Genomic DNA, 14,936 nt, shown 5'->3' with positions numbered 1-14,936 from the left:
ACCAAATTATTTATGGTCTTGTTTAGAAATTTGGTCATTAAACTTAGTTAATAACGCTTTCATTTTTTTGTCAATGGTTACAAAATCAGGCATTTCTTTACCAATATATAAAATCATTAGCGTGTAAGACTCAATATTATAGTCTATTAACATAGTTTTATTAAGTCTGTAACCTTCTCTTAGTAATCGTTTTATACGAATTCTATGTACTGCTAATTTAAAATTACGCTTACTTACAGAAACGCCAACTTTTAAAGCGTCATCGTTTTTTAAATAAACTAGTCGCAAAGGATATGCCGAAACTGATTTTCCGGCCACGAATAATTTTTCGATTGCCTTTTGGCTTTTAAGCTTTTCATGCTTGTTATAGGTAAGACGCATTGTCATTTAATGTATTAAGGCTTTTTTGTCACAGCTTTTATTAGTTTTTAGCACTAATATTTAGCGTAATTTGAGATGTAAATATCTTCAAACCCAATTAAAGTGCGAATATACACAATATAAAAAATTATAAATTGTACGGTTTAAAACAAAAACAACAAACGCTCTTGACCGTCTGGTAATCCAATAATATTATTAGCATAATCGTTTTGATATTGTAACGTTCCTTTTTTAATATAACCTTCTGCTTTTGGCATACAAGCGCCCCATGCTCCTGAAGATTTACAATCTTCTAAATCTAATGTTACTATGGTATGATCTTCCACAGTAATTACAGCATGTTTATAGTTTTTAGCTGTTGTTAAAGCATCTTTAATATTAGTTTTAGTGATGTTAATAACCTTTTTTGCTATAGGAGTTGCTTCTTTTTTAAAATTGTCTACTGGATTATTAGAGCTGTCTTTTTCTAGATTTTTAATATTTTCTAAAAATGCAATAGAAGTAGTATTAGTACTTTTTTTAGCTGTTTTTACTGTGTTATTAGTTGTTTCAGTTTTTGAATTATTATCTAATTTTTCTGGTTTAGGGTCTTCTTTGCAACCTAGAATTAGGATACAAATTAATGCTATTGTGATACGTTTCATGTGGTGTGATTTTAATGTGAGTCTTTTCAAATATAATCGTTTCTAAAACAAAAAAGCCGCAACCTAAGTTGCAGCTTTTTGAATTTATTAAAAAAGGAATGTTAGTTTAAAACATTATTCTTTTTATCTATATCAGCCATTAATTGATTTGGATCTATTGTTATAGACTTAATCATACTTTTTGATTTGTTAATACTAAAACTGTACGTTGGCATTGCCCAAGCCCAGTCGTTTAATATTTTAGTAGTTATAGCTACTGGCTTTTCGCCACGCATCATTTGTAATGGTACGTAAAATTGCGCTGTTGTTCCGTCTGTATATTCTACTTCAATATCTAAAGGCATTGGCATTAATCCTATACGCTCTAAATTAACGGTTGTAATGCTATTATTTTCTTCTGTTGAAGTAACAGCATAATCAACGGTATTAGTTGTCTGTGTCCAGTCTGTTAGGTACCAGTTAAGCTCTAAACCTGAAACTTTTTCGGCAGTACGAATAATATCAATTGGTGTTGGATGTTTAAAAGCAAAGTCGTTAAAATATTTTTTAAGCGTTAGTTTTAAATTGTCAGCGCCAATAATATAACCTAATTGAGATAAAAATACTGATCCTTTATTATAAGCAGTAATACCATATGCCATGTTAGTATCATAACGATCGGCATGCGTTGTTTGTGGTTTTTCTTTCCCTGATTTTACTAAATAATAATATCCGTTGTAAGCACCAGCAGCAGGGTTTTTAAGCTTAGAATTATTAACAGCGTCCATTGCATAATCACTAATGTAACTTGTAAATCCTTCGTCCATCCACTCATGTTTAGCTTCGTTAGAGGCTAATAAAAACTGAAACCAAGTATGTGCCATCTCATGTGCGGTAACACCAACTAAACTTCCAAAACTACGTTTTCCTGTAATTAAAGTACACATTGCGTACTCCATACCACCATCTCCTCCTTGAATAACAGAGTATTGATCGTAAGGATATTTACCAACATTTTCAGAAAAATATTGCATTAACTGTACCGTTTTAGGTTGTAAGTCTTTCCAATATTGTAAGTTTTCTGCAGGTAAATCTTTTTTGTAGTAAAAGTTTAGCATTGGACCATTTGGTACTTGCATAGTATCGTGAATATAATCAGGATCTGCAGCCCACGTAAAGTCATGTACTCTTGGTGCTTTAAAACGTAATGTTTTTTTGTTTCCTTTTATTTCAGCGTCTCCTTGTTGGTAACCTGTACCTCCAACAATGTAGTTTTTGTCAATGGTTAAGTTAACTTCAAAGTCTCCCCAAACACCATGAAACTCGCGTCCAATGTATGGATCAGCATGCCATCCTTCAAAATCATATTCGGCTAATTTTGGATACCATTGTGTCATAGATAATGCTACACCTTCTGCATTATCACGACCAGAACGTCTAATTTGTTGTGGTACTTGTGCATCAAAATCCATAGTAAATGTTACACTTTCTCCTGGTTGGATTGGTTTTGCTAAATCTACTTCTAAAACAGTCCCAACCGTTTCATGGTTTAATGCTTTACCGTTTTGTTTTAGGCTGTTTACTTTTATGTAACCAATCTCATTAGGTTTAAGTTTACTAATACGGTCTCCAACACGTCTGTCTGGATCTGCAATAGTACGAGAACGTACATCCATTTCGCTACCTGGTTGGAAGGCATTAAAATATAAATGGTAATACACACGACCTAAAACGTCTGGCGAGTTATTAGTGTACACTAAGGTTTGTTTTCCTTTGTATTGATACGATTTTACATCCATATCAATATCCATTTTATAATCCACATGTTGCTGCCAATATGTAGATTGTGTTTTGCTTTGATTGGTTGCTGAAGCTGCCATTTGTTTGGTAGACTTACAACCTGTAAGCACACCAAAAGCAGTAATTAAAAGTAGTAGTTTTTTCATTGGTATTTAAATTGAAATAAAAAAGCCTCAACTAAAATAGGTTGAGGCTTTTTTTATTATTGAATTGTTATTTAGAAATTTGTGAAGCCACAATTAAAGCATTGTAAGCATTTACAATTTTAGCTGATTTACTTAAATTAGCAAATGGCTGAACGTTAGAAGCATCACCACCAACAACTACTTTAGCAGGAATAGCTAAACCAGAATCCATAATGATTTGTTTAACCTGAGATGCTTTTAGTTTTGGATACTGAGACCAAACTAAAGCAGCAACACCAGCTACAGCAGGAGATGCCATACTTGTTCCTCCCATTGCTTTGTATTCGTTTTCTGGAGTTGTTGAGTACACTTCAGATCCTGGAGCAAATACATCTACGTTTTGTTTTCCATAGTTAGAAAAACCAGAGACTAATTTAGTACCATAACTTGGCGCTAAAGATCCTACTCTAATATAAGTATTTGAAACTTCTACGTAGTCTACATTATCATCCGGGAAGTTAGGTTCTGTATCAACATTTTTGCTATCGTTTCCAGCAGCATGTACAAAAATCACCCCTTTATCACTTGCGTATTTGATAGCATCTCTTACCCATTCTGGGTGCATAGAGAAACTTTTACCAAAACTACCATTAATTACTTTTGCACCATTATCTACTGCATATCTAATAGCTTTTGCAACATCTTTATCATACTCGTCACCATTAGGTACTGCACGAATAGCCATAATTTTTACATTATTAGCAACACCATTTGCACCTAAACCGTTGTTACGCTCTGCAGCAATAATACCTGCAACGTGCGTTCCATGACTTTCAGATTTTTTTGTTGGCATCACATTAGCATTACCATAACCTGGCTTGTCATTAAAATCGTTTGGATCATCTCCTGTTTTACGACCTTTAAACTCTTTGTTAAGGTTTGCATTCAGTTGGTCTGTAAAATACTCTACACCACCTTTAATTTGCTCTTCAGCTTCAGGAATAGAAGTCATCCCGTTAGCATACATAAATTTAGCAGTAGCAACTGCTGTTGCTAATTCTGATCCTTCTGCTGGCGTTAAAGCATTTACTTCTGCAGGTGTATAATCAGACTTTTTAAAATGTGCAGTTAATACTTTGTTTGCACTAGATATCTGAGCATAAATTTGATCGTAACGTTGTTTACCGCTTAACGCTTTTTGATATGCTTCTTCTAATTGTGCATTAGCTTCAGCATATCTTGGAATACTTGTATCCAAGGTAGCAGCAATACGTGTCATTTCTAATTGCTCATCATAAGCATCACCTAAAAAGTTCCAACCATGGATATCATCGATGTATCCATTTTTATCATCATCTATTCCGTTTCCTGCAATTTCTTTTGGATTTGTCCAGATTACACCATCTAAATCTTCGTGTGTAATATCTATTCCAGAATCGATTACTGCAACAATAATTTGCTGTCCTTTTTTACCTTTTATTATTTCGGCGTAAGCCTTATCAACACTCATTCCAGGAATAGTATCTTTAGATAAATCTAAATGTCCCCAATTATGAGCTTCAGTTTCTGTTAAGTCAGATTCTTTAATAGGTGTATTGTCTATATTTTCTATTGGAGTAGATAATATTGGTGCACCACCACCACAACTTGATAACGCTATTGCAGCAAAAGCTGAATATAAAATAGGCTTAAAGTTAATTTTCATTATAAATTTTTTTGAGTTGTTAATTAAAAATTTCGTTGCAAGTATAAGTGTCCTTTAATCGGACACCTTTATCGGTATGTTGCACAGTAATAATTTGATTGTGTGCGTCGTGTTCCAAAAATAAGTAATAATTGTTATCTGCTGCTAAATTGAGAAATTTTTCTTTCTCGTTTAGCGTTAAAAGCGGTCTGGTGTCATAACCCATAACAAAGGGTAATGGTAAATGCCCAGCAGTTGGTAATAAATCTGCCATAAAACAAATGGTTTTTCCATCGTAATTGATCATTGGAATCATTTGTTTGTCTGTATGTCCATTAGCATAAAAGATATCGAAACCGAGTGCTGAATTTTTTAAAATATCACCCTGCGGAATATCTGTGAATTTTAAACGCCCACTTTGTTCCATTGGAAGTATGTTTTCTTCTAAAAACGATGCGACTTCACGACGGTTAGGCTCTGTTGCCCATTTCCAGTGGTCTTTATTACTCCAGAAATGTGCGTTTTTAAAGGCTGATTCTAATTTTGTACGGTCTTTATTATAATTAAAAGCACCACCTGAATGGTCAAAATGAAGATGTGTTAAAAAGACATCTGTGACATCATTTGAAGAAAACCCTGCAGTATTTAAAGATTTTTCTAATGTGTCATCTCCATATAAATTATAATATCCGTAAAATTTATCACTTTGCTTGGTTCCCATACCTGTATCTATTAGTGTCAGACGGTTACCGTCCTCTATTAATAAACAGCGTGCTGCAATATCTATCATGTTATTGGCATCCGCTGGGTTGGTTCTGGTCCACAAAGATTTAGGGACAACACCAAACATGGCACCGCCATCTAATTTAAAATGACCTGCTTGTATTGGGTGTAACTTCATTATAAATTGAATTTTAAAAGACTCTGCAAATTACTAAATAACCAAGAGATGGTTTGTAATATTAAGGTTTTATTAAGAAATCACTTCTTTAAGTCGTTTACCGAAGTCATAAAGCGCTTTAATTTCTTTTATACTAGCCAGACGCTCACGTCCAAATATTAGTAAATCTTTACCGTTAGACTCGATATGAAAATACGGATTACTTTCAAAAAAGTGTGTGATTTGATCTGTAAAAAAGCGTTGTATAGCTTCTGTATCTTCGCCTAATAAATAAAAACGATTAGAGAAATCTGTATGATTTTTAATAGGAATATCTTTAAATCCAGCAAAAGCATAGACTTTTTCTAAAAACCCTTCTTGGTCTAAAGTAAATTCGGGAATATCTTTATCTAATTTAATATGTAGCATGGTACTACGGACCACTTCTTTGGCAATAAATTCTCCTTCAGAAAACTCGATATCAAATAGATTTAAAGAGTTGTCTTTATTATGTATTTGGTTGTATATATAGTTGATTTGCTTAGTTCTAAAAAACAAAAAATTATTTAAAAATAAGGTGTCACGTTCTTTTTTAGAATCGTAATTCAAATCAAAATCGGTAGTCAACTCTTCAATAGTTGTTTGTCGACGTGTTAAGCTATTTTTAATAAGTTTTGGTACTGGCAGTAAGCGACGCAGTGCAAAAGGATGTTCAGACTCAGTATCATGTAAATCTAATCCTAACACTTCAAAATGACCACCACGTTTGGTAAATAATTCTTGGTAATTATTTAGATTTTCCATTACCGTATGATCTACAAATTGACATAACGAGAAGTCTAAAATCACATCTTCGTTTTCTGGAATAGCATCTAGTTTTTCTTTTAACTTATAGAAGTTTAAAAAACTACAAAAATGTTTAACACTAACGTAATAATGTGTGTCTTCCTGGAACATTAAAACATTTGGTTTTAGCCAGTTTTTAGCAAATAAAGTGACATTTTTGTTAATAACAATATGTATAATAAACGTAATAAACACTCCTGATAAAATACCTGAAATTAATCCAATTTTAAGCGTAACAATTAGTGTTACAAAAAAGATAATTAATTGCTCTTTACCAATTTTAAAAATCTTTCTAATATTTTCTGGAGAGGCTAATTTATAACCTGTGTAAACCAATATAGCCATCAAAGCGGGTAAAGGTATACGTGTTAATTGCGTGCTAAATAGTACAATAAAGATTACCAAAAATAACGCATGAAAAAAGTTAGAAGACCTGTTACTACCGCCATTATTGACATTAACAGAGCTTCTTGCAATAACAGTTACCACATTAAGACCGCCTAAAAAACCACTTCCTACAGTTGCTAATCCTAATGCTTTTAAATCGCGATTAACATTACTTCTACGTTTTTCTGGATCTAATTTATCTACTGCTTTGATACTTAATAAAGACTCTATACTAGCAATAAGTGTTAATGCTAATACACTTGTCCAAAAGGGTAAAGTCCCTATTTTACCAAAGTTAACAGTTGGAATTTGAGATACGATTTCTGAAAATTCTGGTATACCAGAGATCATGTATTTAAGGGCAATTGGGTTAGCTTCGTGCGCTACTAATTCAAAATAATAACTAAAACCAATAGATAGAATAACAATCCACATTGGTGCCGGAATAAGTTGTAGATATTTATTTCTGATTTTAGAATAAAATATCATTATTAAAAAACTGATTACACCAGCTAAAGCCGCATAAATTAAGCCTGTATTTTGGTAATGAATGGCATCGTTTATAGTAAACGGAATCTCAAAAAGGTAGTCAATAGTATCTTCGCGTTTTATCCTATGCGCTAGCATAATATGAAACTGTTTTCCTAAAATAATAAGACCAATAGCAGCCAACATCCCTTGTATTGCAGAGGATGGAAAGAAATCTGCTAATTTACCTAATCTTAAAAACCCTAAAACTAAAAGTAAGGCTCCAGAACAGATTATTGCCGCATAAGCACTTTCTAACCCTAAAGTAGCTATAGTTCCTAAAAGCACACCTACTAATCCATTTCCGGGACCAGCAATAGTAACATTACTACCTCCTAAAATAGAAACTACAACACCACCAATTACAGCCGCAATTACACCAGAAATTGGAGGCGCATCACTAGCCATAGCTAATCCTAAACCTAAAGGTAAAGCGATAAGACTGACCACAAAACCAGAAAAAATATTTTTAGGTAATGCTTTAAAAAAGGTCTTTATGTTATTCTGTTTTGGACTCATTGAATAATTAAGACGTCTGTTGGAAGTTCGGTTAAAATATGTTCTATATCGTGTGGGAATAAACGGTCCCAAAAGGTCATTTTTGTTGGTGCATTCATCACTAATAAATCCGCTCGTTTAATTTGTGCATAGTGACCAATGGAATATCCTTGAGTTCCAAAAATTGGTTGCGATTTTATTACAATATTGTTAGTGTGTTCTTTTGGTAGCTCTTCAATAATATGGTTAATTCTTGAAGTTTCACGATTACTAATTCTTGCTTTAATAATGTTTGCATGTCTTAATGATTTGTCATCATCGACTTTAATATCAATTTGATTTTGCTTAATTTCTTCAACAATAGTAAGCTGTTCGGCATTTAATTTGGAAGCCACATAAAAAGCAGAAGCAATGGTCTGTTCTGTTCTAGGATCTTCCAATCCGTTAACTACAATATGGCGACATGGTAATCTTTCAATAGAAGGGTTTATCAACAATAACAAACTACATTTAGCTTGTCTAGTAATTTTTCTAGCAATAGAACCTACGTAGTATTTTACAAAGTTTTCACGTTTGGCTGCACCAATAATTAGCAGGTCAAAGCTTTTTTGTTTAGCGGTACTTAATATTGCATCTACAGGGTTTCCTGATTTAAAAACCACTTCGTACTCAAGATTATCTTTTTTGAAAGCGCTTAAAATAAGTTTTAATTTATTTAATTTTTCTTCAGATTGCTCACCAATATGAATCATCACCAATTTAGCCTCAAAATAAAGGGATAGTCTAGCAGCCTCATAAAGGTTAGCTTTTAGGTTGGGCGAAAACGCCACACCAATTCCGATTGTTTTAAAGGGTTTTAAAGGCACTTAGTTAGTTGTTTTTCTGAAAAGTTGAAAGATACTCTTTTTTTAAGTTTAAAAAAATGCTGAAACTAAAGCCTTTATGTAAATAAACTAAGCTTTTTACGCTAAATTTGACCTAAAACATAGTTCAAAAATTAAAGAATTAGTATTTTCACAAAAAACGTAAACTAAATGTTAGAATTAGGAGGAATCATTATTTTAGGGATACTAGCACAATGGGTAGCATGGAAATTAAAAATACCCGCAATTTTACCTTTAATATTAATTGGGTTATTAGTTGGACCAATTGCTGCCGAATTTTTAAGTGAAGATGGCACCAAATGGATAGAACCAATTTGGAATGGAGAAGAAGGGTTGTTTCCTGGCGAAAGCTTGTTCTATTTTGTATCCTTGGCCATAAGTATCATTCTTTTTGAAGGTGGACTAACCTTAAAAATGAGCGAGATAAAAAATGTAGGACCAGTTATAACCAAGCTTATATCTTTAGGCTCTTTGGTTACCTTTTTTGGAGCTGGTGTAGCTGCACATTATATTTTTGGATTGACTTGGGAGATTTCATATTTATTTTCAGGACTAATAATTGTAACGGGACCAACTGTAATTACACCTATTTTAAGAAATATACCTTTAAAAAAAGATATCTCTACCGTTTTAAAATGGGAAGGGATTTTAATTGATCCTATTGGTGCTTTAGTAGCAGTATTAGTGTTTGAATTTATTAGTGTAGATGCAGGAGGCGAGTTTACTAAAACAGCACTAATAGAGTTTGGTAAAATTGTATTATTTGGAGCCACTTTTGGTTTTACGTTTGCACATGCTATGAATTTTATTATCAATAAAAAATGGGTGCCACATTACTTATTAAATGTGTTTGCATTAGCAGCGGTATTAGGTGTGTTTGTACTGTCTGACGCGTTTGCGCATGAGTCGGGATTACTTGCAGTAGTGGTTATGGGTATGGTTTTAGGTAACTCTAACTCGCCATATTTAAAAGACTTATTATACTTTAAAGAATCGTTGAGTGTCTTGTTAATTTCGATATTATTTATATTGCTTGCAGCAAATATTAACTATAGTGAATTACTATTAATTTATAATTGGGAAACTGTAGCCCTTTTTGCTGTAATTATCTTAATTGTTAGACCTGTAGGTGTCTTTTTAAGTACACATGGTTCTAAACTTAAATTTAACGAAAAACTGTTTATTAGTTGGGTTGGACCACGTGGTATTGTTGCTGCGGGTATTGCTTCTCTTTTTGGTTTAAAATTAGCAAGTAAAGGTATTACCGGCGCAGAATATATTACACCTTTAGTGTTTGTAATAGTTCTGGGAACAGTACTTTTAAATGCAACAACCGCAAGACTTTTTGCAAAATTAGTGGGTGTGTTTTTAACACAATCTAACGGTATTTTAATTGTTGGTGCTTCTAAAACATCAAGATTAATTGGACATTATTTAGAGTCTCATGGTAGACATGTTGTGTTGATTGATAGTAACCAAAACAATATAAACAAAGCAAAAGATCTTGGTTTAGATGCCTTAAATGCTAATATCTATTCTGAAACATTAACGGATAATATAGAGCTTAACGATGTGGGGTATTTAATGGCACTTACTGGTAATAATGATATTAATAAGTATGCTATCACTAAGTTTTCTAAACAATTTGGAGAAAACGGGGCGTTTAGATTAGTATCTACTGAAGAAATGTTGGATGAAAACAATAATCCACATGAAGGTTTATTTTCTCATACTGATGATTTTACAACCTTATCTGAAGTAACTAGAAAGTTTCCAAGTATTCAAGAAATTGAAATTATTGATAAAGACCACTTGTTAGACTTAATAAACACAACCATAAAGGATAAGGATATTATTCCGCTTTTTATTAAAGATGAAGAAGGAGAACTACATATCATATCGTCTTACAATACTAATTTTGAAGACATAGAAGAGGGGAGTTATTTAGTGTATTTAGGTAAACCTTTAGATGTGGAAAAAGTGGATACGGTATAAGATGTTCCCAATTCATCCGTTTTTTATCCCAATTCAGTAAAAACAGTTTTTTATAATTGATTGATAAGCATATATTTAGCATATCAATCAAAATCAAACTGTTATGGCTTTTAAATCACTAAGTATTTTATGCTTTCTTTTTTTCTCTTTTACTAGTATTGCACAACACGATATTTCTGGAACTATTTCAGATCAAAATGGGCAACCACTAGAGTTTACCAATGTAATACTTTATAATTACTTAACTAAAACCGTTGTTACGGGAGTAGTTACTAATAACGAAGGCGTTTACCATTTAAAAAATACGACGTCAGATACGTATTATTTAGAAGTGTCAAGTCTTGGGTTTCAGACTAAATTATCTGATAAATTTGAGCTTAAATCTAATAAAATATTAGACTTTATTTTAGAAGAAGAAAACCTAACATTAGATGAGGTTGTTGTTAAAAGTAAACGCCCAGTAATAAGACAAACCGCAGAAAAGCTAATAGTAGATTTGGAAAAATCAGAAATGATTAATACTAATTTACAGGATGTGATGCGGAAAATTCCAGGTGTTTTAGTCACTAATAACGGGATTTCGATCGCAGGAAAAACAGGAGTAAAGATTCTTATTAATGGAAAAACAACCGAGTATATGGATGTTGAAACTTTACTTAGAGATTTTCCGGCAGACAATATTTCAAAAATAGAATTAATAGAACAACCAGGAGCAGAGTACGAAGCATCAGGTTCTGGAGCCATTATAAACATTATTTTAAAGAAAAACGTCCAATTAGGCACACATGGTAATGTAACGTCTTGGATAGGAGAGGACGAAGGCTTAGAATGGGGTTCTGGATTTTCTATAGCGAGTTATAAAAACAAATTAAATTGGCAGTCTAGTGTTAATTATTCCGAGCCAACATGGCGAGAAGATTTGTTTTTAGTAAGAACGGTTGGTACAGAAACTTATGATCAAGTTACTAAAGAGCCGTATGATCCTAAAAACATTACGATTAGCGGAAGTTTAGATTATTATTTAAGCGAAAATCACTCTATTGGAATCGGCGGAAGATTTAATAACCGAAACTCTACAAGAACAATAAGCAGCAAAACTATTATTTCGGATATAAATACGACTGAAACGCTATTTTCTGAAAACTACTTTGATAGAGACCGCTCTAACTTTAATATAAACCCTTATTACGAGTATAAGACGGACGCTAATAAATTGGTTGTCGATTTTAATTATGTTGATTTTACAAATACCAACACCAATACCTTATCTGATGTTGCAGGAAGTACTATTGATTTTACAGATAGACGCTATAATCAAGACGGAACGTACAATATTAAAACCTATCGCGTTGACTATTCCAGAACGTTTTCTGGTAACTTAAAATTAAGTGCAGGTACACGCTATGCGGATGTCAAAACAGATAACGATTTAGAATCTTTAATTGACAATAATGGTAATTTTGATTTGTTAGATGATGAAAGTAGTCGTTTTGTTATTGACGAAACCATTTTTGCATTGTACTCAAAGATTAGTGCAACGCAAGGTAAGTGGTCCTTTTCAGGAGGATTGCGTTATGAAGATAGTAATACAGACGGTACGTCTACATTTTTAAACAATGGTAGTTTAGTCACTCAAGTCCAGAAAAGACCCATTAAAAAGCTATTTCCAAGTACGTCAGTTAGTAGAGAGCTAACGGATGTTCTAGGGGCTAGTTTGTCTTATAGTTATAGAATACAAAGACCTTCTTATAGTAGTTTAAACTCTTTTGCTACGTTTTTAGATCCTTTTTCGGCAGGAGAAGGAAACCCTAATTTAACACCATCTTATACTAATAATTATCAATTTAATTTAACCTACGATGGCCAACCTTTTTTTATAGTGGGTTATAGTAAAACAGACGATGTTATTTTTGAATTAATCTCTCAAGACAATGCGACAGCACAAATTAGACAGCAACAAGTTAACGTAGAGAATAATGCGAATTGGAATTTTAGATTATATGCTCCGGTTGAGTTTGCTGAAGGTTTGGAAGGTTATACAGGTATCATTGTAACTAATACAGACTACCAGTCCTCAACGTATAATGTAGATTTAAACAAGTGGAACTTTATTTGGTTTTTAGAAGCTAGTTATGAGTTACCTTGGGATATCGATTTTGAATTAAGCGGTAATTATGGAACTGGTGCTTTAGAAGGTCAAATTGAAGTAGACTGGTTTGCAGAATTAGACTTTTCTTTTGGTAAAAAATTCTTTGATGATAAGCTAAAAGCAAATCTTGGATTTAACAAAATGCTAAATAGAGGTTTTATAGGTAATATAGATTACGGTAATGGTCTTGCAGCAGTAGAAAGTAATGAGTCAAGACAAAATGTACAACTTAGATTAGCCTATAGTTTTGGTTCTAAATTTGGTAAAAAGAAAAGTAGAAGTAATTCATCAAGAGATGAAGAGAACAGGATTGATGGTAATGATTAGTAAATTGGTGATATCAAAATTATGAAAAGTAAGCTTAATAAATCAGATTATATTGTTCTTATAATTTATTACAGTGTGTCTTCAATTTTAAACATTATAGATTATAATAATAGTGACAATGCTCTTATTGAATATATTGTAGATATTCCTACAACAATTATTACTTCGTTTATTGTTATTCTTATTTTCATGTACTTTTTGATTCCTAAATATTTGATTCAAAAAAAGTATGTTGCTTTTATACTATTAGCATTAGTTGTTTTAACTTTTTTTGGCACTATTGCGGATACTTTAGGATTTTGGAGCGGAGGAAATTCATTAGATAAATTACCAAAATGGGATAGAGTTATTTTAAACGGAATTTACACCTCCTCAAATGATATTGGATTACTACTAGGGATTCTTTTTACAAAAAAATTCTATGAAGGTCGAAATGAAATAATTAATATTGAAAAACAGCAAAAAGAAAACGAACTTAAGTTATTACGCTCACAATTAGACCCTCATTTTTTATTTAATAACTTAAATACCTTAGACTCTTTAATAGATAGTAATACCGAAAAAGCCAAGGAATACATTAACAGGTTATCTTTAATTTATCGTTACTTAATTAAAACAAAAGATGCTGAGGTTATGGAATTATCTGAAGAAATTAAGTTAGCAGAAAACTATATATTTTTAATCAAAACACGTTTTGAAAACGATTACGATTTTAAAATTGAAATAAGAACAGACTTATCAGACAAGTTTATACCAACAGGAGCTATTCAAGCCTTGTTAGAGAACGTTGTAAAGCACAATAAGCCACAAAACAACAAAGCAATAGAAGCAACTATTTTAATTGAAGAGAACACGCTTAAAGTAATAAACACAAAATCTACACTTGTGTCTAAAAATGAATCTTTTGGTACTGGTTTAAAAAATTTAAAAGCACGATACAAGCTGTTATCAGATAAAGAAGTAACAATAATTAATACAGAAAAAGCGCATATTATTTCAATCCCAATTATTAATTTAATTGAAGAAAACTAAAGTGATGAAACTATTAATTTTAGAAGACGAAATCCCAGCATATCAAAAATTAGTGACTTTTGTTAACACTTATTTTGAAACAGAAGTGCCACATGATTGGGCAAGATCTAACACAGACGGAAAAGCACTACTTAGCACTAATAAGTATGATTTTATACTATCAGATATTCAACTTTTGGATGGTATATCTTTCGATTTATTTAATGATATTGAAACTGATACTCCAATAATATTTTGCTCGGCACATGACGAGTATTTGTTTGAAGCCTTCAATACAAACGGAATTGCATACATACTAAAACCCTACACACAATTAGATTTTATAAAAGCAATAGAAAAATACCAATCGTTATTTAAGAAAGGTGATTACAATGCTTTAGATCAACAAACTATTACCGATTTAAAAACAGCTTTAAGAGAGGAGAAGAGCACTTATAAAAAACGATTTGTTATTAAAAAAGCAAAAGGGATTCAGTTATTAAACGTTGTAGACATTAGTACTATTGAAGCTTCAGGAGATTTTTGTATTGCAACAGATTTTAATGGAAAACGGCATACCATTTCTCAAAATTTAGGGTCTATTCATCAACAACTACACACTACTAAATTTTTTAAAATCAATAGAAGCGAAATTGTGAGTATAGACTTCATTGAAAATTTAGAGAATCATTTTAAAAACAGACTACTAATTAAAATGACTGGCTTAAAAGAAAAAGTAATGACAAGTACAGCGACAACTTCAGAGTTTAGAAAGTGGTTGGAACAGTAAAAAAGTGTAAAAACTAAAAAAACCTTCA

The 14,936-nt window shown here is 32.2% G+C and carries 11 protein-coding genes; 4 read left to right on the top strand and 7 right to left on the bottom strand.

The features are described from left to right. Positions 1-6: 6 nt before the first annotated feature. From rnpA to CXF54_RS05315, 7 genes are all read right to left on the bottom strand, one after another. The gene (rnpA, locus tag CXF54_RS05345; protein ID WP_101202893.1) at positions 7-381 is read right to left on the bottom strand and encodes a ribonuclease P protein component; all 375 of its coding nucleotides are present in this window, start codon (positions 379-381) and stop codon (positions 7-9) included. Between the two features lie 143 nt (positions 382-524). Next, on the bottom strand, positions 525-1,025 hold the full coding sequence (locus tag CXF54_RS05340) for a hypothetical protein (RefSeq protein WP_101202742.1): 501 nt from the start codon (positions 1,023-1,025) through the stop codon (positions 525-527). Between the two features lie 101 nt (positions 1,026-1,126). After that, complete coding sequence (locus CXF54_RS05335) at positions 1,127-2,950, bottom strand: M1 family metallopeptidase (protein ID WP_101202741.1); 1,824 nt, start codon at positions 2,948-2,950, stop codon at positions 1,127-1,129. 67 nt (positions 2,951-3,017) lie between these two features. Further along, a complete protein-coding gene (locus CXF54_RS05330; RefSeq protein ID WP_101202740.1) occupies positions 3,018-4,634 on the bottom strand; it encodes a S8 family peptidase in 1,617 nt (538 codons plus the stop codon). 19 nt (positions 4,635-4,653) lie between these two features. Then, the gene (locus tag CXF54_RS05325) at positions 4,654-5,514 is read right to left on the bottom strand and encodes an MBL fold metallo-hydrolase (RefSeq protein WP_090837059.1); all 861 of its coding nucleotides are present in this window, start codon (positions 5,512-5,514) and stop codon (positions 4,654-4,656) included. Positions 5,515-5,586: 72 nt separating this feature from the next. Further along, on the bottom strand, positions 5,587-7,773 hold the full coding sequence (locus tag CXF54_RS05320) for a SulP family inorganic anion transporter (protein WP_090837057.1): 2,187 nt from the start codon (positions 7,771-7,773) through the stop codon (positions 5,587-5,589). Beyond that, positions 7,770-8,618 carry a universal stress protein gene (locus CXF54_RS05315; RefSeq protein WP_101202739.1) on the bottom strand — a complete coding sequence of 283 codons (849 nt, stop codon included), beginning with the start codon at positions 8,616-8,618 and terminating at the stop codon, positions 7,770-7,772. Before CXF54_RS05315 ends, CXF54_RS05320 begins: the two co-directional genes overlap by 4 nt. 168 nt (positions 8,619-8,786) lie before the next feature. Between CXF54_RS05315 and CXF54_RS05310 the strand changes: the two genes are divergently transcribed. The 4 genes from CXF54_RS05310 (at position 8,787) to CXF54_RS05295 (ending at position 14,908) form a co-directional block, all read left to right on the top strand. Beyond that, positions 8,787-10,631, top strand: a complete 1,845-nt coding sequence (locus tag CXF54_RS05310) for a cation:proton antiporter (RefSeq protein WP_090837053.1) — start codon at positions 8,787-8,789, stop codon at positions 10,629-10,631. 103 nt (positions 10,632-10,734) lie between these two features. Further along, positions 10,735-13,107 carry a TonB-dependent receptor domain-containing protein gene (locus CXF54_RS05305; RefSeq protein WP_101202738.1) on the top strand — a complete coding sequence of 791 codons (2,373 nt, stop codon included), beginning with the start codon at positions 10,735-10,737 and terminating at the stop codon, positions 13,105-13,107. 21 nt (positions 13,108-13,128) lie between these two features. Beyond that, complete coding sequence (locus CXF54_RS05300) at positions 13,129-14,139, top strand: sensor histidine kinase (RefSeq protein ID WP_101202737.1); 1,011 nt, start codon at positions 13,129-13,131, stop codon at positions 14,137-14,139. A 4-nt stretch (positions 14,140-14,143) separates the two neighbouring features. Further along, positions 14,144-14,908, top strand: coding sequence for a LytR/AlgR family response regulator transcription factor (locus tag CXF54_RS05295; RefSeq protein ID WP_101202736.1), 765 nt, complete (start codon positions 14,144-14,146; stop codon positions 14,906-14,908). Positions 14,909-14,936 lie beyond the last annotated feature (28 nt).

This window comes from Olleya sp. 1-3 (assembly GCF_002836085.1).
Classification (GTDB): domain Bacteria; phylum Bacteroidota; class Bacteroidia; order Flavobacteriales; family Flavobacteriaceae; genus Olleya; species Olleya namhaensis.
This window is presented reverse-complemented; position numbering and strand designations above follow the sequence as displayed.